20 protein-coding genes are annotated in these 22,344 nt (G+C 55.2%); 2 read left to right on the top strand and 18 right to left on the bottom strand.

The window, feature by feature from the left end; all coding sequences use genetic code 11:
* Positions 1-321: 321 nt before the first annotated feature.
* The 18 genes from FIV08_RS07180 to FIV08_RS07100 form a co-directional block, all read right to left on the bottom strand.
* Positions 322-1,284, bottom strand: a complete 963-nt coding sequence (locus FIV08_RS07180) for a hypothetical protein (protein ID WP_152437838.1) — start codon at positions 1,282-1,284, stop codon at positions 322-324.
* Positions 1,284-5,795: a tape measure protein gene (locus tag FIV08_RS07175; protein WP_152437837.1), complete on the bottom strand. Its 4,512-nt coding sequence runs from the start codon at positions 5,793-5,795 to the stop codon at positions 1,284-1,286. Before FIV08_RS07175 ends, FIV08_RS07180 begins: the two co-directional genes overlap by 1 nt.
* A gap of 213 nt (positions 5,796-6,008) precedes the next feature.
* Complete coding sequence (locus FIV08_RS07170) at positions 6,009-6,470, bottom strand: phage pre-tape measure protein (protein ID WP_152437836.1); 462 nt, start codon at positions 6,468-6,470, stop codon at positions 6,009-6,011.
* A gap of 29 nt (positions 6,471-6,499) precedes the next feature.
* A complete protein-coding gene (locus tag FIV08_RS07165; RefSeq protein ID WP_152437835.1) occupies positions 6,500-7,288 on the bottom strand; it encodes a hypothetical protein in 789 nt (262 codons plus the stop codon).
* Between the two features lie 20 nt (positions 7,289-7,308).
* Complete coding sequence (locus FIV08_RS19705) at positions 7,309-7,485, bottom strand: hypothetical protein (RefSeq protein WP_172972255.1); 177 nt, start codon at positions 7,483-7,485, stop codon at positions 7,309-7,311.
* On the bottom strand, positions 7,478-7,954 hold the full coding sequence (locus FIV08_RS07160; RefSeq protein ID WP_152437834.1) for a hypothetical protein: 477 nt from the start codon (positions 7,952-7,954) through the stop codon (positions 7,478-7,480). The genes FIV08_RS19705 and FIV08_RS07160 overlap by 8 nt, the downstream gene beginning before the upstream one ends.
* The gene (locus FIV08_RS07155; RefSeq protein ID WP_152437833.1) at positions 7,947-8,597 is read right to left on the bottom strand and encodes a hypothetical protein; all 651 of its coding nucleotides are present in this window, start codon (positions 8,595-8,597) and stop codon (positions 7,947-7,949) included. The genes FIV08_RS07160 and FIV08_RS07155 overlap by 8 nt, the downstream gene beginning before the upstream one ends.
* On the bottom strand, positions 8,594-8,917 hold the full coding sequence (locus tag FIV08_RS07150; RefSeq protein WP_152437832.1) for a hypothetical protein: 324 nt from the start codon (positions 8,915-8,917) through the stop codon (positions 8,594-8,596). The genes FIV08_RS07155 and FIV08_RS07150 overlap by 4 nt, the downstream gene beginning before the upstream one ends.
* A complete protein-coding gene (locus FIV08_RS07145) occupies positions 8,918-9,217 on the bottom strand; it encodes a hypothetical protein (RefSeq protein ID WP_152437831.1) in 300 nt (99 codons plus the stop codon).
* 71 nt (positions 9,218-9,288) lie between these two features.
* Entirely contained in the window at positions 9,289-10,338 is a 1,050-nt protein-coding gene (locus FIV08_RS07140) for a major capsid protein (protein ID WP_152437830.1), read from the bottom strand.
* Between the two features lie 36 nt (positions 10,339-10,374).
* Entirely contained in the window at positions 10,375-10,749 is a 375-nt protein-coding gene (locus FIV08_RS07135; RefSeq protein WP_152437829.1) for a head decoration protein, read from the bottom strand.
* Between the two features lie 43 nt (positions 10,750-10,792).
* Positions 10,793-12,088 (bottom strand): S49 family peptidase, encoded by a 1,296-nt coding sequence (locus FIV08_RS07130; RefSeq protein ID WP_172972254.1) that lies wholly within the window; start codon positions 12,086-12,088, stop codon positions 10,793-10,795.
* Positions 12,081-13,703, bottom strand: a complete 1,623-nt coding sequence (locus FIV08_RS07125) for a phage portal protein (protein ID WP_152437827.1) — start codon at positions 13,701-13,703, stop codon at positions 12,081-12,083. Before FIV08_RS07125 ends, FIV08_RS07130 begins: the two co-directional genes overlap by 8 nt.
* Positions 13,703-13,909 (bottom strand): gpW family head-tail joining protein, encoded by a 207-nt coding sequence (gene gpW, locus FIV08_RS07120; protein WP_152437826.1) that lies wholly within the window; start codon positions 13,907-13,909, stop codon positions 13,703-13,705. Before gpW ends, FIV08_RS07125 begins: the two co-directional genes overlap by 1 nt.
* Positions 13,910-13,942: 33 nt before the next feature.
* A complete protein-coding gene (locus FIV08_RS07115; protein ID WP_152437825.1) occupies positions 13,943-16,468 on the bottom strand; it encodes a terminase gpA endonuclease subunit in 2,526 nt (841 codons plus the stop codon).
* Positions 16,468-17,037 carry a DUF1441 family protein gene (locus FIV08_RS07110; RefSeq protein WP_152437824.1) on the bottom strand — a complete coding sequence of 190 codons (570 nt, stop codon included), beginning with the start codon at positions 17,035-17,037 and terminating at the stop codon, positions 16,468-16,470. The genes FIV08_RS07115 and FIV08_RS07110 overlap by 1 nt, the downstream gene beginning before the upstream one ends.
* Before the next feature lie 625 nt (positions 17,038-17,662).
* Positions 17,663-20,035: a phage/plasmid primase, P4 family gene (locus tag FIV08_RS07105; protein ID WP_152437823.1), complete on the bottom strand. Its 2,373-nt coding sequence runs from the start codon at positions 20,033-20,035 to the stop codon at positions 17,663-17,665.
* Positions 20,036-20,044: 9 nt separating this feature from the next.
* On the bottom strand, positions 20,045-20,311 hold the full coding sequence (locus tag FIV08_RS07100) for a hypothetical protein (protein WP_152437822.1): 267 nt from the start codon (positions 20,309-20,311) through the stop codon (positions 20,045-20,047).
* A 122-nt stretch (positions 20,312-20,433) separates the two neighbouring features.
* On the opposite strand from FIV08_RS07100, the gene FIV08_RS07095 reads away from it, so the two are divergent.
* Positions 20,434-21,129, top strand: coding sequence for a hypothetical protein (locus FIV08_RS07095; protein ID WP_152437821.1), 696 nt, complete (start codon positions 20,434-20,436; stop codon positions 21,127-21,129).
* Between the two features lie 10 nt (positions 21,130-21,139).
* Positions 21,140-22,342 carry a DUF2800 domain-containing protein gene (locus tag FIV08_RS07090; RefSeq protein WP_152437820.1) on the top strand — a complete coding sequence of 401 codons (1,203 nt, stop codon included), beginning with the start codon at positions 21,140-21,142 and terminating at the stop codon, positions 22,340-22,342.
* Positions 22,343-22,344 lie beyond the last annotated feature (2 nt).

The raw sequence follows: 22,344 nt of genomic DNA, 5'->3' as shown, positions 1-22,344 counted from the left end.
ATCGTGTTGTGTACTCGTTATAATCATCTTGATAATTCCCGTCACCGTTATATGCAAGGAATTGATCCGGTTGCTCCCACCATCTTTTGGTGTTGTCGAATGATCGGTGTCCATTCAGTCTTATACCTCCGGTACCCGGGTACCCGGCAAGAGTTACGTAGCCCGGGTACCCATTGAAGGACAGAGTCACTTCACGATGTGTACTTGGACCATCAACCTGATCTGAATTTCGATGTACCGTCCACCCGACATTCGACGCGAAATTCGCAATCTGCTGAACCACCTGATAACCATCTGTAACAGGGATATTTTGATAAGCCATCACTGCAACCTCAGTGCCATGTAGTCCCTGAAACCATTACGGAACAGGTTTTGAACAACAAGATGGTCAACACCATCCTTTACTACGATGTTTTCCGATGAGTTCTCCCGACCAGAGACCCAGTATGCCCCATCCAATACACCCATCATGGCGTGATACGGGCCACCCTGTGCAGATGATATTATGGTCAAATCCCTGAGAAGGTATGAACCGTCAAAACACTTACCTGTGTTGAACGTAATCTCTTCATCCGTTGGGCTGTTTCTGAACATGTCGCTGTAGTTTCTAGTCGGGAACATATAAGCGGAGTGGTCACCCGTATTGCCACCCACTACTTCATTGTTAACACCGTTGTTCCTGTAATTACCAACCCGACGCCAAACATTGTCTGGATAATACAAAGCCATGGTGTTGTAACCCGGACTGGCGAAAAATCGGTTGCGGGCGTCTTCATCGCTCCATCTGTAGTTACCCATTGCTATACCAGCCACCAGCATCGGGTATGGGTATTCACTCGGTGACCCATAAGGCATGATAAATCCGCAGTATGCCGATGAGTACACTGTGGCTACCTTGACCGCCAGCATCCATCGTCGACCATTCCCGACAATCCAGTACGTCATGGGTTGATTCCACAACAACACGTACTGATCCGGCGACATGAGAGCCTGGGAACGTGGTGCCTGGTTCACAGAGAAGCCCGCATGACCCCAGAACCGCATGTTGTAGGTGTCCGCACCGGAGTCTTCAAACGTGTCCATGCCGAAGTAAATGTTGTCCGTACCGGTCAACCCTGGTCCCTTCAGGGTAATCTGATCCCCGTGAACCAGGGTACCCGATGGCCCGAGCACCTGTGTCCAGTTCTCCCCGGCGTTCACCAGATCGGTGTTCGTCGTCAGGAAATCCCTGATCTTGTTGAACAGATCAACGTGGTTCGCAGCAGTTCCCGTTTCCCAAGCCATTACGCAAGCACCGATTTAACCTGGGCCTTGTTGGCCCGAATGAAATTGATAATCGCCTTCTGACCCTGAGCACTGTTCAAACCCTCAGAAACGATGGAAGACGAGTCGATTGCATTGATGATCTTAACACCTGTTGATTGATTATCCGACCCTTGGTTGTTTCTATGGCGCGGATCGGACGCGGTCAACACTTCCTCACCCTTCTCAAGTATTGTCGGAACCTCGTTCGGCTTCAAGCCGGCGATACCACCGGAGTGATACCGGACAGCGCCGGCGAACCAACTCAGGTCTGCCAGGCGACCTTTGCCATCCTGCCCTACAATACCCCCAGTGTGATTGGTGGGTACGACCGCGTTCAAGCCTCCGGCCACACCACCCATGGCCCCTCGCACAGCGTTGAAAATGATCTGCTGCAGAATCATGTTCGCAATCTGACGTAGGAAGTCCGCGGCGAACTGCCGGAAGGCATCGGCCATCGACATTGTCCCGTCGATGAACTGGTTGAAAGCGTTGGTGAATCCCGAGGCAAAGTCTTCCGCCAACTGGTCACCTGAGAACAACTGGTCTTTGACCTCCTGCAGGCCCGCCTTCATGTTCTTCAGGTTGGCAACCAGTCCTTCATCACCCAGTTTCTCAGCCAGCGTGATTGCCTTGTCGATCATTTCACCAAGTGTCTGATTACTCTGATCTAGGATTGTCCGAGCCCGCTGCTCTGCCGTCGCCGCGTCAATCGCACCGGTTTCACGCAACGTATTGATCGTGTCCAGCTTGGTCTCACGGATGCTGTACTGATCATTGATCCGCTGTTCCAGGCGGTTGAGGTCTTCCAGAGCGGCCCGACGGCGTTCTACTTCCTCGAAGTTATCGAACTGATCGACGAAACGGCTCAAGTCGGCGTTACCGGTGGCCTCGGCCAGATTACGGGCCTCCTGAACAGCCTCCTTCAGCTTGCCGATCATTTCAGTGTTGATCTGGTTGACCTTCTCGCCCTGTTCCTCAGTGCTGATCAACCCAAGCTGTGCCAGTTCATTCACCCGGTCCAGATCATCCTGGCGATCCTGGTTCAACCCGTTGATGCGGTTCTGGGTCTTCTCGATCTGCTCGTCAATGTACTTCTGGCGTTCCTTCTCCTTCCGGATGTTGATCAACTGCTGGACCACCTGCGGGGCGTCCGCCAGGAGCGACTGGCTCTCACGAATCTGGGCAACCTCCTGTGCTGCCCGTTTTTCGATAGAGGCAATCTCCCGCTTGCGAACCGCGTCGTCGATGTTCTGGTTCTCACGCAGTTGACCAATCCGCTCCTGAGCTTTCTCCTGAATCTCCAGAATGTTCTGGTCACCCTCAGTCTGGAACTGACTGATGCCCTCCATGAAGTCCTTGAACTCGGCTTCAATCAACTTCAGTCGGTCTTCCAGGCCGGTTGCTGATTCTTCAGCCAGGGCATCCCGAATGTTCTTCAGTTGGGTCAGCAGTCCTTCACCCAGGCTTTTACCGGCGTTGACACCTGTCTGGAAGTAATCCAGTTCCCGGAGGCCCTGCAGGAATTCCTCACCGTACTCATGGCCAGCCTTCTTCCCTTCTTCCGGCTCAACCACATCACCACCGAGCTTGTCGATGTCGGAGAACATCTGAGTGATGATCTGGTCAACGGCTGCAGCCTCGGCATCTGCCTTCTTCCGGACTTCGGCAATCAGCGCATCAACGTCAGTGGTATCGAGCAACTTGTCCATCAAACCGTCGGCGGCTTGGTTCACCTCGTTCAGTGAGCCAACAGCGAACTCCTGAATGGACTTACCCAATGATTCGTTGACAAGACCAACAGCGTTACCCACTGTTTCCACTGACCGCCAGATCACCGTTGGGATGACAGTCACGAATGCCCGGGCGATTTCCTTCACCACGGATTTCCAGCCACCCTCCATCTGGATTAGGAAGGTATCCCAAGTCTCCTTGGAACGGATGATGGATTTCTCAAACACACCCACCAGGGTAGCGCCGAACTTCCGGAGCTCCGGGTACTGGTCCTGCAGGTAATCACCCACCGTGAGACCAGCGTAAAACGCAGCCGGCAGAAGTAGGACAGCATTGTAGAGAGCGATGACAGCACCACGGAGCTTGCCCACGGCGGTTGTTGCTGTCTTCACCTGACGAGAGGCCGTCAGGGATGCCGCGCTCATAGCAGCGATCTGTGCGGTCACGCTGCGAAGGTAGCCAGCCGCCTTGATGGCAACCAGGGCCTTCAGTGCTGCCGTCACGGTGTCCAGATTCTTGATGACCAGAACCCCGAACTGAACAACACCGCTCAATGCGTTGGCAAACTCTCTCATACCATTGCGGAATTCCGGCGTCCGCATTTCCTTGTTGAGTTCTTCCAATCCTTGGGTGAGTTGGTCAATGAACCCGGACTTCGCAATCTCAATCCGGATGTCATAGAGCGTATTCCGGAAACGGGCCAATGCAGCGAGAGGTGAATCAAGGGCGGTTTCCAGCGCCGGCCCGAATTCAGACCTCAATGATTGTGCCAGTGCAACGATGGCTGTGGAGCTCACTTCACCCCGGTTAATCCGTTGTAGCAATTCTTCCGTGGTGACCAGTTCCCCGGTCATTTCAGTCAGACCTTTCGCCGTATTCTCGATAGCGGCTGGGATTCGTTCACCGAGTTGTTGCCGGAGTTCTTCAAGCTGCACAGCACCCTTGGCGGCAATTTGTCCGAGGGCCACGAACACCGATTGAATGTCCTGGGTACCAAGGCCCGCAGCACGGGAGGCTTCAGCAATACCGGTGAATGTGAACCTGATCTGATCAATGTTCAGAACACCATCTGGCACGTTGTTCACGAACCGGGTGTACTGCTCAAGCAAGGTCTCGAACTCAATACCCAGTCGGTCGGCTTCTTCCCGAACGAACCGGATTTCCTGCTCGATTGCGTTGAAGTCACCGTTGAACTTGGCGGCAAGTCTAGCCGTGGCCTTCTGGGTCAGCACCGATGCGTCATAGATCGACCGGACAGCACCACCGATGGCGTAGACACCACCATATGCTGCGGCGATGGACAGGAGTTCACCCCGGATACGCTGCAACCAGGAGAGTGCCTGGCGACTGTCTTCACCCCACAGGCGGAATCGACGAGCGGCTTCAGCGGCTTCCTTCCCCGCCCGGTCGGTGGCAGTAGCGGTCTTCCCGGTCTCAGCCTGCAACTCCCGTTGCTCGGAGGTCAGTCGTTCAGTAACCCGTTCCAGTTCCCGTTCTTTCTGGGCCAACTGGTCAGCAGACGCACCGGCTTGTTGGTACTCCCGCTGCATTTTTTCCAGAGTGGCCGTCTGCTCAACGATCTCCGCTTCAGTATCCTTGATACTCTGCTGCAGGTTCTCGAATCGCTGAACCGCCCTCGGGTCCGGGCCGGATGCTTTGTTCAGTCGCTCCTGAGTTTTCTCAAGGCGAGTGGCCGCACCCTGGTACTGAGTCTGCAACTGTTCCAGGGAGGCAGTGAGTTTTTCAATGTTCTTCTGTTGACGCTCAGTGCCGGCTTTCTCCTGGGCGCGGGTATACTCATCCAGGCCGGCCTTGAGGTCGATGTAGGCGGTTTTCTGTTTGTCCGCCTGCTTCACCAGCTTGTCGACTTCACGACTCTGGTCACGATAGGACTTGGCGGATGCATTCCGTTCTGCACGGGCCTCACGCTCCACCAATACTTGCTGCTCCACCTGTTCCTTCAAACGCTTGGTGGCAGCAATCGCTTCTTCCTTCGCCTGCACCTGCTCATCTGTCGCCTCGTCGGCTTCACGAACGATCCGGCGCTGTTCTTTCTCAAGCTCCCGGGCGACCTTCAATTCCTGACGTAGACTGTCCAGACGAGCCTGAGCATCCTTCTGGCCGGCATCAGCGGTATCACGAATCTTGGCCTGTTGCGAGAGCACCTTCTGTGCCTGAGCCACCGCCTGAGTGGTCTCCCGCCAGGAGTCACCCAGTTCAATCACACGACGACGGTAGTCCTCGATGTTGCGGGTAGCAGTCTCATCAACACCCTGATTCTGCTCAAACCGGGCTTGAGCTTCACCCAGTTGCCGGCCGGTTTCATCAACCGCCTGAGCCAGTTCAGACTGACGACGTTGCTGCTTCTCGAAGGTTTGCACCAGGGAGTCGGAAGGGGTCCGGGCTTTCCGAGCTTCATCGGCGTATTCCCGGTACTTGGCATTCAGTCGGTCCAGAGAGCGTTGGGTTTTGTCGATAGAATCCCGCTGTTGCTGCAGGTCCTTCTCCCGCTCATCGTTCGCTTTCTGAAGTTGATTCTGAGCCTGACGAGTGCGGTTGAGAGCGTCAGTCAGTTCGTCCTGACGCTTGGTGGTATCACCACTGGCCTTAGCCAGCTTTCGGAACAGACCACCAATTCCAGACTGGCCGGCTTCCTTGCCGAGGTTTTCCAGAGACTTGACCAGTTCGTTGATGGTCTGGGTAGCTTCGTTTTTGGCCGAGACGACGAGTTCCACATCGCCTTTTCTGTTAGTTGCCATCGGTCAACCTCTCAATTAGCTGCTTGAATGCCTTGTGCCCTTCCTTGGAAAGGACAGACCCTATCGCCGCCTGTGTGGCAATGGCCGTCGTTGCCAGTTGCCTGTTGAGGTGTTCTTCCGTCAGCCTTGTCTCGACCAGCAACGTACCCACCGGGTAAAGGTGTGCGTCAGGGTGCCCGTTGGATTTGAGCGCACTGACGCACCGGCGTAGAGTTAAGTACCAGTGTTCGCTTCCATCGCCGGTTTCGGACGCGAATTCAGCGAGTGGGTCGTCGCTTTGATCCGGTCCAGGATCGCGAACACTTGTTGCAAAAAATCCTGAAGACCTCCCGTGTCCTCAATGGTGAGCTCGTAGACCGCCAGCATCAGCCGGAGTTGAACAGGCGCAGGGAGACGTTCAATCTCCCCGGCCCGGTTCGGCTTATCGGTAGCCAGGGCGATCAGTTGAGCTACCAACCCGGGGAACTGTTCCATCAGTTCCAAGCCGAACTCGCTCAAATCGCTGTTGTTCTCAAGCCGTCCCTCTGCCATCTGGAACGCCTTGGTTAGTGAATCCTTGTGGGTACGAATGGCAATGGTGAGGTCCTGAGTGCTCAATCCTCGAACAGTCAGGACCTTTTCACTACCTTCTCTGCCCCACTTAATTTCCTGAGTGTTGTAGAGAAAATCAGTCATGGGTTGATCGCCCTATTATTGGTTGTAACTTAGGCCGCAGGTCGACCGTCGATATACATCGCAGCCATACCTTCCAGTTCACCGACTTCCACAGAGAAGCCCATGTTCTGCCAGTCGTCACCTTTCAGTGACCAGTCACCGGTCGGTCGCAGGGTCACATACGGAATGTATACATCCTTCTGCTTACCCTTGGCGTTGAACGCCACGAACCGCAGTGCGCCTTCCACTGATGCGGCGGCGTTGGTGGTCACACGTTTACGACTGTTGGCTTCAGGGGTGTAATCCGCAGATGCCGCCTTGGTGCCGTCGAACGCCCCGCCTTCCAGGATGTAGATTCGTCCCAGTTCGGCATCCAGGGTGTAGTCAGTACCTTCAACCGCAGCAGTGGCAGTGCCACCGGGGTCAACGGTGATGGATACAGCGGTCACACCACGGACACCCTGCGGGTTAGCGGCCGTTGCACCCAACTGATAGAAGCGGTCTGGCAGCGGAGTACCGAGGTCTTCAGAAACAACCGGGTCTGCAGTCTGGGCCACGTCAGAAACTTCACCGAGGACGAACAGAGCCGCGTTTTCCTCGTTGATGTTGTCGGTGGTCAGTGCCCCGGTACGGGTCAGTTCCAGGATAACGGAGTCATCCTTGGTTCGGACACCTTCATCACTGTTGAAGTGGTCCAATGCTTCGGATTCCACGTTCAGGTTGAACTCGGTGGTGTTACCAAAGTAACGCTCACCAGTCTTGTTTTTGGTACCCGGCGCGAAAGGGTCAAAGTACAGTTTGCCCCGCCCGAGCACATAGTTCTTTTTATCGGTAGCCATAGCCACGATCTCCTACTTGGTTAAATGTGCCCCGACTCTTTCAGCCGCTCGGCCTGTCGGGCATTCAGCTTCACTTTTGCCCCAGGACCCTTGGATTCACCTTTGTAGGTGATCTTTTCCTTCAGGGTGTATTCCTTGAGCGAAGTGACCACTTCCCCAGACTTCACTTCCTGGGTCTGTTCTTCTTGCTTACGCATACGGGTCTCCTAGATTTTCCGCTATGGTCAGGGTCAACTTCAAAGCGAAATAACAACAATTGGTTGTTTCATCAGCCTCAAAGCACATACCCCCATCAACCTCGATGTCCTCAACGAGACCACCGAGCATGAAGTTCTCCCCGGGACGGTCGGCACCACCGTCGTTCGCCAATTCCCCGAGCTTCTGCTTCACTTCTGCCATGAAGTTGTGGGCAGGGTCGGTCGGATGTGTCTTGTCCGGTCGAATATAACCCTGTAGACCGATGTACCATGGCATTGAGCTCACCAGGTTATCCGCCTGATCTTCATACTCCGGTGGCATTTCAAACATGCAGATGAACGGTTGATCGCTTTCATCTGCCGGCCGTGTCCGACCACGCCACACCTTCCCGTTCACGTCATAATTGACCAATGTCTCAAGGTGTGTAGTCAGTGCCTTGAGAATCTGAAGCCGCTTACTGTCAGCCACCGTAGAGCCTCCCGAATTGTCGCCTGAACTCTCGATTCATGTAATTGGTGAGTGGTTGTTGCATCTTGCTCACAAGACTCGGGCCTTTCTTCTCGGAACTCATCACCTGGTTCACGGAAGGGCCATACAGTAGCCACACGTTTGTATCCCGACTCTTATAGAGCGGTTTCGCCCGGAACCGACGCTCCGGTTTCTGACCTTTCGGCAATCGCATGGCCAAACCGACGTTCCCACCATCCTTGCTGCCGGATTTCAGGTCGATCAGGAAGGCCCGGGGGATCACCTTGCGGCGACCTTTCACCTTCAAACTCACACCGGCTTTCTTCCGGCCCGGTCGCGTTTTATTCGGCTGGTAAAGCTGTTCGGCACCGAAACGTGCCAGTGAGGTCGGGCGACGCCGGCCAACAATGGAACCGGTCAGGTTGGTCTCATTGGCGTAGTTTTCGGTCAATCGCGTCTGGTTCAGGTAGCTCGGAGGCAGGTTAACCTGTTGAAGAATCTCCTGCTTCAACATCCGGCGACCGCGGCGTATCGTATCGTTGATCGCCAGCTTGCCAGCCTTCCTCGCCACCTTGGGGTACTCCCGCAGGTATCGAACGAAGGTGTCGTCACCCTTGATGCCGAGTCTCAATCCGACCGTCATGCCCTCACCTCGCACAGAGCGTAGTGCTCACCCTGGCGGTTGTAGTTCTCAACGCTCACTTCTACGTTCTCAAAATCCGGAATCCGGATCGTTGCCCCACGTTCAGGGGTCACTTCTCGCAGATCAACAATGACCCGGTTGATCTCTGAGAAATAACCCGGTGAAAACTCATCGTAGTTATCACCCAGATATGCCGACTTCCTATGCAGACGCACCTTGATTTCCAGGTCGGTCTGTTGAGAGTCGGTGTAAAAGCCCGGGACAGAGAATGTCCCGTGGACGGCATCCCGGGCTTTTTGCTTGGTACGAGCCCAGTTCACTTAGCCACCCAGGCCAAGGTCACTGTCATCGGCAGTGTCAGAGCCATCATCGGCTTTCTGAACATCAGACTTCTTCGCTGCCGGCTTACGGCCACCAGACTTTTTCGCAGTCGGTTCTTCTGAACCAGCCAGTTTGTCCTCAACGACATACTCACGGGCTGCACCGTTCTCGATCAGACGTTCAGCTTCAGCGTCGGTTTTGGCCTCAAACACGTCACCTGCATAGGCGGTCTTACCACCCTTACCTTTTCCGGCCAGAACCTTCACACCTTGTACTCGGTTCAATGCTTCTAGTTTCATCGGGATCACCCTTAATTACAACTGTTAGTTGTATCCCGGGGCACAAAAGTACCCCGGGGATTCAGACTTCCTTATACCACAGTTGCCTTGAACGTGGCATTCGGACGACGCGGTACCATCAACGGAGCGGACTGTGACATCGCGTACTCCACGGAGGGGTCTTCGTTCATCCAGGTTTTTGGGAAGATGTCGAGCGCCTGGTAGCCGGCACGGGCGTCCATGATGGCACCGAAGCAACGCACACCTTCAACCCCGGCCGGGTTCAGACCAACGACCGCATTCTGGTCCATGATCTCAACCTGGTTACCCTGATCATCTTCGTAAATGTCAGAGTACACCCAGACCCGAATGCCGGAACCCACAGTACCCTTGAACTGGATGATCGCACCGTTCTCGTCGGCCTGATTGATACCCAGGTCCAGCATAATCTGGGACGAGTTCTTGACGTTGGTATCCAGTTGCTTCTCAGCCTTGGGATGGTTGATCAGCGCACGGTAGGCGTTGGTACCCATCACCCAGTCAGTTACCGGGTAGCCGCTGGAACGAGCCATGTCCAGAGACCAGTCTTCCAGGTCCTTGAACGGATCGGAATTGGCGGTATCTGACCACAGATCGGTACCACTCAGGGTCACCGTGTTATTGGGGTCGCGACCGAATTCGATGTACTGGGTTGGGTAGTCTTCACCCTCAACAGTAACGGCACCGTTGATCGCAGCTTCCGCAGCCATCAATTCCCAACGACGCATGATCATATCGCGCTGTTCCACCATGATGTCACCAACGATGGCGTCACGGCGACCAGCAGGAGACAGATTGCCGGTGTACGGCTCACCTGCTCGACGGGTGATGATGCGCTCCGGATCAACCACATGCTTCGGTTTCACGTAGGCCGGTGCGAAGCGACGGGTGTCATACCCTTCGGACTTCATCGGCTTACCTTGAACCGTCGGGGCAACAAACGGTGCCAGTCGACGACCTTTGTCGATCTTGTCGAAGTCGATGTACTGGGTGGTGAAGTTCACTTGCTGTCGGAACAGCAGGTTCAACCAGAAATTACTCGGTTTCGGTGCGTTCCGAATAACCTTGAGCATTTCGTGAGTGCTATAAGGCGTGTAGCTCATGGCCTTTCTCCTGTCAGAGCTTCAAAGGGTTATCGGTTAACCGGAGTAACCGAGTGACCGATGGTGAATATCAGTGCCGTTAAAGGCGTTCGCCTTCTGTACGGCAGTTGCGCCAGCGGGCCAATTCAGAGCGTCGGTGTTGAAGAAACCACCCTCATAAATCGGATTCATCGCTGCACCACCGGTGGTGTTCACGGCTTCACAGGTAATGCCCACAGCAACGGCTGTGCTGTCTGCAGCGCCAGGTGCCCACTCAACCAGTTCGTTGCTGGTGTTCAGCGCAACAACCGAGTTGATAGGCAGTTCCAGGCCGGTTGCAAACATCCGGGCGTTGGTGATGATCGGTGCATCACCGGCGAACAGTTCACGCGGCGTGTGCGAACTGGTTTCAGTTCCAGCAAGAATGCTCATGTCGTTTCTCCTTCCCAGAGGATTCAGTGACCGCCAGCGGCGATCAGGACTGGTTTACGCCGGCAACTCGGGCGTAGTTATCCCAGAGAGAGCCACCTTCCGACTCCGCACCCTGCTCCTGCTGAGTTTCCTCACCCAGGTTGGGGTTGTCGGAGTTGTTCATGGCGTTCTCGAAGGCGTTGCTACCACCATCGGTTTGCGCGGTCTTATCAACCTTTGGTGCATCTGCCAACATTTCGTTGATTTCATCAGCACTCAAAGCCTCTTTCGCCAGCATCTTGCTTGCCAGACCTTCACGGCCGGCGTAATGCTCGGAGCCAATCACCGCTGCATAACGGTCACGCTCCATCTGGCGTCCTTCGGTTACACCCTGAGCTTTCGCTGCATCGAGGTCGGCCTGGGTGAAAGTCTGGTTTTCGCCACCCGCGTCCGCGGCCTGCTGACCGGCTTTCTGGGTGGCCTTATTTTGATCTGCCATAACGGTCTCCTTTGACTCACCGTTCAGTTCGGCTACGAACGCTGTCATGGCTTCCATAGGAGAAGCGACAGCATCCACCAGTTTGAGGTCTACGGCTTCCTGGGCACTGAGTGTCTGTGCCTCGGTTTTCCGTACCGCCTCAGTATCCAGGCCCCGATGTCGAGCAACGGCTTCAACGAACATGCCGTAGGACTCATCAATCTTCGCCTGAATTCGATTCCGCACCCCTTCCGGGAGTGCTTGGTAAGGGTTGCCATCCACTTTGTGCTTGCCAGCATGGATGAACGTGATCTTGATGCCGATGTTGTCCAGCATCTTCGACATGTCCGCATGCATGGTCACAACACCAATGGAACCAGCACCACCTGTCTTCGGCACGGTCATCTTCCCGGCTGCACTGCCAATCAAGTAGGCGGCGCTATAGGCATGGGAGTTCACCACCGAAATGCTCGGTTTCACGCCACGGTTCTCGAAAATGTGGTCGGCCAGTTCAAAGGCACCGTCTACCTGGCCACCGCCTGAGTGGACATCGAAAACGATCCCTTCCACGTCTTCGTCCACCAGAGCCATGTCGAACACGGCTCGAATGTAGTCGTAGCCAGTGGCAAACCCATATGACCAGTTGAACCGATGCAGCAGAGTCCCGGTGACCGGGATTACCGCCAGAGAACCGATCATCTTGTACGGTTTCGACCGGGCGCTGCCGAAAGCCCAATCGAACATCATTTCATCGGCGTTTGCCGGCTCTGCGTCGATCAGGAACGATTCCGGGGCCAGGGCGGCAAACGATTCAGCATGCTCCTGGCTCATCATCAACGGCGTGTTCAGAAGCCGGCTTCTCAGGTCGATCTGCTTACTCATCGCTGTCATCCTCTCCACCCCGCTTCGGGCTTTCATTGGCAGCGTTCCCGCCAGCATCCATGGTGCCGGAGCTACCTTTCGTGTTCAGGGTCAGACCCAGTTCGTCCGCCAGGTTTTGTTCACGCTGGCGTTGACGGAATACTTCCCGGAAGTCCTCACCGAATCTGGCCGTTTCCTTCTCATAAGTGCTCAGTCCAGCCTCAATTCGGGAAATCGCCGCCTGGGTCTCCTTCAATTCGTCAATCTGCCCTCTCGGAGCACCGATCCACGAACAGGCACAGAAGGCGTCTGCGTTCAACCGCTCGTAGAAGTTCGGGGCGTTGCGAGGCAGGACATCGTTGAAGGCACCGGAATTCAGTTGTTCCTCGAACCACAGGCGGAAAATATCCGTGGCCTTCTTATCGGCAACGGCCTTCTTGCGACCCTGAAGACGCTTATGTGTCTCACCCATTGCCGCCCGGGCAGACGAGTAGTTCGTCTTCGTGAAGTCGTGGCTGAATTCCTCGTAACTCATACCGAGACCAGCCGCCAGATGCCGAAGCAGGGATTCCTCAAATCCGGTACCGAGGCCACCAGGTTGTCCCGCGTTTTGCAGCTTGAGCTTGGTGCCCGGGTACAGGTGTGGAATCTTGATCCCGTCAATATGCAGGTTCCTACTGTTGCCGGTGTACGCGGCAATGGATTCCAGATAATTCTGTGCCCACTTCTGAATCTGGTCCTCGCCACCACCGAGAGCTTCAAACGCTTCACTCGGTGGCAGGTCTGATTCAATCGCCGCTGCATAGGTGGCGTTCAGGACGGCGTTCTGCAGGACAATGTCCTGATACTTCCCGACCATCTTGCTCTGCTTCAGAATCGACACCAGATCACTCACACCACGGGTTTGACCAACGCGGTACGGCTCGAAATAGTGAAGAACCTGCTTCCTGCCCCACGGCTTCCGGGCGGCAACCATCTTCCAGCGGAACTCGTTTTCAAAGTCCCAGTTGTCACCCGGCATGGTGTAGCGAATCGAATACTCAACAGGGCGACCCCGGCTGTCCTTCCGAACGCCTTTACGCCAGGTGGTACTCCATTCCTCACCGTAGGGGTTACTCAACCGAACCGGGTCGATCATCTGAATGGCCGTTTTGAATGGCCGACGACCTTCACGAATCCACTCCACCGTGCTCAGGTCTTCGCCCGCCAGCATGGAAACACCAATGCTCAGGCGGATCATTTCCGAGAAGGTGAGTTGGCCGGCTGCATCGAAATAGCAATCCGGTGATTCAGCGGCGAGACTGAATTGGGCTTCCACGGCTTCCTGGAATTCTTCAGCCCAGACCTCGTCCAACCCCAGATACTTGTAGTTCGGCTTGGAGTTCAGTCGGTAGAAGGCACCGACGATGGAATCTTTCTGACCCTGAACAGCACCGTGGATGTACCCGTCGTTACGCTGAAGGTCCAGAGCCCGGGCGTCGATCTCGTCTTTACCCGGGATGATTTCAGCGTCGGCAGACCGGAGGGGTGGATGCCACATCGCCAGTTCGCGGTTTACGTGACTGGCCCCCTCAAAGCTGGATGCCATCTGCTTCGACGGCATTTTGTCCTGCAACAGGTCCAACTGGTCTGCCATTAGAAATACACTCGCATTGGTCCGCGGGTTGTGCTGCTCAGTTGAGCCCGAAGGCTCTCGATGTACTGGCGAAGACGACCGGCGTTAGCAGCAGTGAACTCGACCCGTTCACCGTTCTGATCCACCACGACGCGGGGCTTATTGCCCGTGATCAAGGCGTGATACTCGCTCTCTGCTTCTGCCAATCTGTCAGCAACGGTCGTCATCGCAAATTCCCAAAACAACTTTTGGTTGTATCTCTACCCAAGTTGACTGGCAAGCTGTCTGAGCTTGTCCACGTCGTTCCCGGCTTGCTGAACTGGCTTCACCGGGTTGTCCTCTCCTGCGGATGTCACCAGTGGGTTTCTGTCCCACTCGTCCGCCCAACTTGGCGGGTCATCCCAATTCAACTTCTCAACCCGGAAGAAAATACATCCAGCGTAGCAGTAATTGATCAAGTCGGTCGATTCGTTCCGCAGCTTCTTCGGGTTTTCCCATTTTCCGTTCTGCGGGTTCTTGATCTCTGCACAGAGCTCCTTGTAGAAACTCAGGTCCAGGTGATCCGGGAACTCGATGTAACCGCCACCAGGTTCCGTTCGATCCAGGGCCTTGTCCAACCAATCCTTCAGCAAGTCAGTGTTCAGCATCAGGACGGGAATCTCACCCCGGGCACCGGCTTTCCGGTCCTTCCGGCCGGAGTCCGGAAACGTCTTCCGAACCCTCGGTGCGGTCTTCATGCCGTCGCCTTTGACCAACCAGAACCGTCCGCCGTACCCTTCGGTTTTCAGCTTTCGGTAGTAATCATAAGCGTTGGTTGTAACGCCGGCACGACCACCCGAGTCACAGAATACCGCACGGATGCTCATCTGTCGAGGCTCAGGTTCATCCGTAGGGTATGTTTTGTCAAGGACTTTTTCGGTGATGCGGTCCCAGTCCTCGGGGTATGCACCGGGATTCACCCAGAATCGCTCACCGTCCTGGTCGTACCGCTCGGACTTCCGGATGTCGAACCGGTCGATCACTACCAGATCAAAACCGTTGGTTGCCGGCACAACCCCATGAACCTGAACCACAAATCGGTTTTTCTGAACGTCAATGCCGGCCATCAGGAACCGAACCTTCGTTGGTACCACGCGATCACCGATGTCCACTGCCCGGGCCATGATGTCTTCCGGAGCCCGGGATTCAGCGATGTGCGGTGGCGTGTACGGCAACCCCTGATCCGTGTTGATCGTGGTTTTCAGCGGCCGGTCGTTACCCGTGGATTCGTATTCCTGCATGGCCAGCAGGTAGTTCAGCACCAGGGTCTTCCACTGCCCGAACGCGGTGTTCGGCCCCATCACCCAGAAACTTGCAATGTCAGATCGCCGCCCGGTGCCCGAACGCTTCCCATCCTGGTCGATCTTCTCACCATCGCGAAGCCAGACGCCGGCGTTGTCGATTTCTTCACGCATGTCCTGGGTGATCACGGCACCGTTGGACTGGAAGCAATGCGGGCAGGCCATGAACGCCTGTTCAGCGCATTCCATTGGGTCGGCGCTCTGTGGCCACTGCAGGGTGTTGAAGTGAGGCTCAAACCAGTTCCGGCAATGTGGGCACTGCCAGTAGCGCCGGCGACGGTCGCCCCGGTTGTAAATACCCAGTACCCCTTCGGTCGGCGGGGCTTCATGGGGAGTCTCAGCACGCCACCGGGGGTTGATCACGTCGAACGACGGCGAACTCTCCACGTAGGTCATACCCAGACGCTTGTAGGAGTTCGTCCGGCGACGGGCCAGATCGAACGGTGAACCCTCACCACCGATGTCCTGGGGCATCCGGTCGTAGTCGGTCAGGGCCACACGCCGGAGGGATTTACCGGACAACGCATTCTCCGTTGGCCAGTTGATCATCAGGTAGGTACCGGACTTAAACTGCTTGTCGAACGTGTTGTCCGCTGTTCGCCGGCTGATCAGGTGTTGGCCGATCTCCGGGGAATGCCGAAGTAACCGGTCAACTTTCATCTTCGAGAACGCCTGGGCTTCTGTCCGAGCCTTCTCCACCACCATCAGGTCGGATGGGTCACAGCGGACGTTGTAGGCAATCCAGTTCAGGATCACCTCGGTGTTGTGGGTAGGAATCAAACCTGTACCGGCGAGAAACAAGTGACTTGGGTTATCCACCTGGATACACCGAACGGGTACGCTTTCGACAGGTTCAACCTTGGTCACAACCCGTTCCGGAAAAACCATTCGATTGTTTTTGAAAACGGCTGGTACGTAGTGACAACCAGTTTTCAACTGCTCAGTCGTGATCGTTCTAAAACCGTCCGGTGTGTGAACCGTCCACAGGTGACCAGCATCAGCCACCACGGAATGTTCACCCGCAACCTCGACCCTGTAACACTTGTGGTTAACCATCACATCGGTGGCCAAAGTGACAACGACAGGTTGGTTATTCTCACCCAGTATCACCACGCCGGGTGACAATTCACCCATGGTCGTCCACCCGTCAGGGGTTGGGATCGGAGTGTCTAGTGCCAACGCTTTTGCCGATTGGGCCGGAGCCACCACGCACACCGCGGAGTGTTCCCGGGATTCCAGCAAGTCCATCGGCTCCCGCAGGTACGGGACGGTCTCGTTCGACCAGGGACCGACGTAGGCCGGTGGGTTGTATACCCGGCGATACTTGGCCGCGGCATCCGCAATGCTGATTCGCTCAGGCGGCAGCAGAACCTCGGACAGATCGTTGATGATCTCCTGCAGGCACCGGTATTTCTTGATCGAGGATTCGTTCTTGAAACTGGCCATCAGAGCAACCCCAGTTCTTCGAGCTCGGTGTCATCAGGTTCACCCCGTGCCTCCGGTGGCACATGCTCCCCTTCCGGGTCCAGGTCCAACGACATCAGGTGGTCACGCATTTCCACCAGTAGTGCATCCCCGAAGAACTTGGCCTTCTCGATCTGCTTGGGAGGCAGTCCGGATTCGTGCTCAAGGGCATCCAGGAACACGGTGACCGACTCTCGAATCTGCTTGAACACCACCGAGAACACTTCGACGATCCGCTCGGTGCGCCAGAGGTCGCCCATGTTCTCAAGGTATTTTTGCTCCTTGAGCTTGGCGTCCCAGTAGTCTTTTTCCTTGTCGGCCCGTTGCCGCTTCTGGGTTTCCGAGACCTGGTCACCGGTCATGTACCCAACCACCAGGAGCTCGGCTACCTCGGAAATCTTGTAGATCGGGAACGAATTTCGCTTGCCGCAGGGTTGCACGTCACGTAGTCGGTTCGCCACCGTCCGACGGTCGAGGTCGAACAGTTGAGCCAACTGGTTAACGCTGGCCCCTTTGACCAGTTCAGCGAATTCAGATGCCTTGGTTCCCATGTCGTTGAGGTACTTCCGAGTTGAAATTGAGGTCTGCACCCGCCCGGAAACCGTCAGCAAGGATTGAATTTCACCCGGAGCGGGCCGACCCAGGACTCAAAGAATACACACTAACCGTGCATAGTCAACTTTTGGTTGTTTCGGCAAGTTCAGACACAGTGCTGGCAAGCGCAACCACAGATTGTTAACCAATGGTTGAACTAAAGTTGCCTTGTCCCTCTGTCTCCATGTCCCTAGCTATGCACCTACTTACCCGTAACTCAGCCAGAGCAACACCGTGGGAATTCCGCCGCAGCCCCTCTCTTTTATATTATTATTATATTATTAATATGTTATCTAAAGGGACAAAGGGACAATAGAGTATTATTTATTAGTAAATCAGTAACTTACGGTGTCCCGATTTCAAAATTCTATGGTGGACGTGTCCTCGTAAGTAAGGGACAGATTCAACTTCAGTATAACCAATGGTTGAACTAAAGATTTACGATGTAACCATTGGTTGAATTAAAGTTGTGTGTCCCTTACAAGGGACATGACTGGTGACAGGTGAAAGGACAGATTTTCAGGCAAAAGAAAACCGCCCGAAGGCGGTCAAAGGACATCATTTTGGTGTGGATTCAGGCGGTCATAAATCTTCATCGTCCGTGAAATCATGCAGGGCTTCATAATCCACTTTGATGCCAATATAGGCTTTATGACGCCCCTCCCCTTTCAGCAACCGACCCACCTTCAGGTCATCCACTTGCTCACCCAGGCGGCGACTAAACCACTTCTTGTCGGATGGCTTGCGGTCGATCTCATGGCAGAACTGAGTATAGGCGTCGTAGACCTCACGGATGGCAACACGGTCGTCCTCATCCCCGGTGTGTATCAGGAACTTCCGGTTGAAGAAGGCTTCCGGGTTCTGAATCATCATGGATTCTTCCCGCTTCGGCTGGCTGGCCTTCGGTTCAATGAAATACCCGGTGCTGCCGAGGTCCATTAACCCTTCCAGCGCCCGGTTGAAGATGCCGGACATTTCTTCCAGGAGCTTCTGGGCCAGTCTCGGGTCTTCCTTACCAGCAAACGACTTGTTGAACGGCAGGATCAGGTACCGGTTGGCCAGGGCATCCATTCCATCCGCGAAACGCGGCTGCTCGTTGGCACTCATTACCAGACGGGACGGAAGGCGCATGGTGACCTCGTCCTTGTTCTTCGGGTTCACCGAGACATAGTCACCACCGGAAATGTTCAGCAGCACTTCCTTGGCGCGGCCAATTCGATCACGAACCCCGTGGTGGGCATCCCCGATCACTGCCACTTTGGCATACATCAGTGCCGCCAGCCCGTGATCACCCGCCAGGTTTGACAGGGTGGTGGCTGCGAACGACTCACGACCGACCAGCGCCGGGATGATGTTGTTGGCTATGGTGCCCTTACCGGACCGGGACTTACCCACCATCATCAGGATTTTCTGGTACCGGTAATCGAACACCAGAAGGTACCCGAGGAACATCAACAGCAATCTCACCCGCTCCTGGTCACCCTCGAATATCTCATTCAGGAAGTTGTCGAACACCGGGCACTTGGCATCCGGGTCGAACTCAAAATCCAGCATGGAGGTCGAACGGTATTTCCGGTTGTGCGGGAGTAAGGTGGTGTCCACCAACCCCATGTCCCAACCTTCCAGATCAATGCAGCCGTTCTTGAAGGTGATGATTGTCGGGTTCTGCTTGAAGTCATCCTGAGTGCTGAACCGGCGAACCGTCGTGATGGTGTTGTTGATGGTGGCCATGGGGAAATCCCGGCCGCGCAGGGCCTTCTGAATGTCCCGCTCCACCTGGTCGTCACCATACAGTTGCCAATATTGACCATTGAACCGGAAATACTGCTTCATGGCTCGAGCCAGCGGACTGACATGCTTCAGGAACAACAGGGCATTCTTCTCATGGTTGCCCTTCTCGAACGGGAGTTTCTGAATCTGCTTCTCCCGGTCTGCCTTTGATTCCTTGCTCTCCTTCGTCCCTGGTTCACGCTCTGGCTTCGGCGCGGGGCTCTCACCACCATCGGTGTCCTCGTCCTCAAGGTCGTCGAACAACTGTTGTTCTTCTTCCCATTTGGCGACCACCTTCGCCAGGGTGTACTTCCACAGCCAGGCCCGGGCCGACTGCTCATCCCCTCCCCGACGATCCAGTGCAGCACTGGCGAGGAAGTTACTGGCATCTGAGAGACAGGTCAGCACGGATTCCTTGTTCACACGGGCCGTGATCATTTCACGACACACCATGAACAGGGCCAGTGATCGGTCTGGGGAACCGGTGTTGTCGGTGAAGTCCTCCATGCCCTCGCCGTTGGCCACCAGGTTCTTCACGTAGTCGGAAATCGGCATGTCATCCAAAGGGATGATCGGTTGTTCACCGTCCCAGTCCAACTCGACACCGGTGTAATCCTGATAGCTGGTGGCACCAAACCATTCATCGTAGAGGAAACGGACAGCGTCCTGATTCTCGTTGACGGCTGTGTGCTGCCCAACGGTTTCCGCCGTGATCGTGAAGAACCGGCCTTCCTGGTACATTTCCCGACCGGTCTTGTTGTCACAGTGGCCGGCACCGGGCAGGCGACCTTTACAGATAATATGCAGGCCGTTACCGGAAGGTGATTTCTCAGTGAATGACTGAACGGTATTTACCGCAGCTTCAGCATCCGCCCGGAGGTTGCCTTCGGTATCAAAGCAGTTATCCAGGTCGATACCCACGAAAGGGTCATCTGCGGTGAAGACAAACCCGATGCCGTTGTACCCGTCCATCAACAAGGCTTCACATGCCTGGTCGAAAGAACCCCAGTTGCTCCGACGTTGAGTGCTGGCTTTGCTACCGTTCTTCGGGTCGTATGGCACCTTGGTGATCTTCTTCGTGCCATCGCGCTTCGTTATTTCTACTGCTTTCCAGACGACCCACTGATCCACAGAGGTGAGTTCGTCCGGTACCCGGTCCAGCCGGGGTTCGATAAGGTCGGACATGAACACACCTTATTTGTATTGGGTCACGCGATCTTTTACAGCATCAACTTCCTTCGCAACTTTCGGGCAAAGCTCCCGCCAGGTGATCTCACCGTCCAGCATGACTTCCATCTTCAGACTGCAAGGCAGGCTCAGTTCACCCTTATTCATGGCGATGTAAACGTAGGAGTTACTGACATCGAGGATGCCGCACACAATGGCCATGGAGTCATAACGCTCGACAGCCAGTGTGAAGGCGCGTCTCACTACATTTTCTTCTACGGTGTTTTCGTCCACGACTTTCTTCCTCTTTCAATTGGTTGTGATCAGGTGTTGACAATCATACAACCATTAACATAAATTACAACCATCGGTTGTTAACCGATACAATGAAACTTAACCAGCGAGGAACAGAAAACATGAGTATTGAACAACGGTTAGAGGACCTGACCAAGGCGATCAACGAACTCCCCAACGCCCTTGCCGCCGTGCTGGCGAACTCTGCAAACCCACTGGTTGCTGTAGCTGCATCGCAAACCACAACTGATTCCAAGGCTGACCCCGCCGAAGAAAAAGCTCCTGCCTCTAAAGATACAACCAAAGGCAGTTCTGACAACCAAAAATCTGATGCTGATGTCGCCGGCCGCAAAACCTACGTGTTCGACAAGACCACGAAGACCGGCCAGATCATCGAGAAAGGTGAAGAACTCCCGCAGGGCGACAACTACGCCCGTGTCAGCAAGACCAAGTGGGAAGAACTGGCCGAGAAGTACGGCTTCGATGTTGAAACCGGTAAGAAGGTTGAATCCAACGGTGCTGAAGATTTCGACGACCTGGAAGAAGAAGCCGAGGAAGAAGGCGAACAGGAAGAATCCGGTTCTGAAGATGATGACGGTGACATGGACCTGGGTCTGGATGACGACGAAGACGAGGGTGAACTTGACCCTACCGAAGTCAAAAAGCGCATGGTGCGTGTGATGCGTGAAGTCGGCCGCGAAGACGCCCTCAAACTGTTCAAGAAGGTTGGTGCCCGCAATTTCGACGAGGTGAAGAAAGAAGACCTGCCGAAATTGTACGACCTGGCCGGCAAGGTTCTGAAGAAAGCCGGCAACTAAGGAGTCGACCATGGGACACACCAACCGTAGCCCCTCCGGGTACGATCAATGGTCCGTCTGCACCGCCAGTCCTGCAGCTATCGAGCGGGACAAGAAGACGGGACTGATCGCCACTGACGATGACAGCAGTGAGTATGCCCGGGAAGGAACGGTTGCCCATGCGCTCCTGGCGATGTGTCTCGATCTCCGGATGTCTCCCCGGGACTTCATGTACGAAGAAATCTTCGTGGATGACCTGGGAGAGACAGCCGAGGTTGACCCGGAAATGGCCGAGGAAGTCGACAAAGCCTATGAGTACATCATGGATTTTGTCACCCCCGGTGCTCAGGTCTGGGTTGAACAGAAGATGCCGCTGGATAAGGTCCTCCCCGGTGAAAAGGGTACCGCTGACGTGGTCATCCTGCCGGCAGACATGAAACGGCTGCATGTGTTCGACCTGAAGTACGGTAAAGGCAAGCGTGTCGAAGTAACCAATAACTCCCAGATGAAGCTGTACGGGATTGGTGCCTTCGACCACCTGCTGGACCGCAAGGCCCGCACCGCGATCAAAGACCTCATGCTCCATGTGGTTCAACCCCGGATTGAGAACATCGACAACTGGGTGTTTGAGAAAGGTGAATTGGAACGGTTCCGCGTTGAGGCTTTCCAGAAGCACGGTGAGTCACTGGACCCGGAACGCCGGAAGTACGTCGCCGGCGAACACTGCTGGTTTTGCGACCGCAGAGCCCGGTGCCGGACACTGAAGGAAAGTATCTATTCGTGGATCGTCGAGGACCCGGAAGCGGATGCCTTCGATGCCTTCAAGAATCCGGATTCCATGTCCAACGAGGAACTGGCCAGCCTGCACCCAATGTTGTCGTTCATCAGTGCATGGGCGACCAACGTCCGCAAATTCATGGAAGACCGGGCAGTTCAGGGTGAAGCATACCCCGGGCTCAAACTGGTCGAAGGTAAAAAGGGTACCCGTCAGTGGAAGGATGAGAAAGCCGCCGACAAGTACCTGGAAGGAAAGGGTCTGGACGACGATCAGCGATACAAGAAGACCCTGCACAGTCCGGCGCAAGCCGAGAAGATTATTGGTCGGAAGAACCTGGATGACGCCTTCAAAAAGCTGTTCACCCAGGCCGACGGTAAACCCTCACTGGCACCGGTGGACGATCCACGGCCGTCAGTAGATCAAGCAATGGCAGATGAATTCGACGATCTCGATTAAGG

It is taken from the genome of Marinobacter sp. THAF197a (assembly GCF_009363275.1).
Classification (GTDB): Bacteria; Pseudomonadota; Gammaproteobacteria; order Pseudomonadales; family Oleiphilaceae; genus Marinobacter.
Note: the sequence above shows the minus strand (reverse complement) of the source record. Positions and strands in the feature narration are given on the sequence as shown.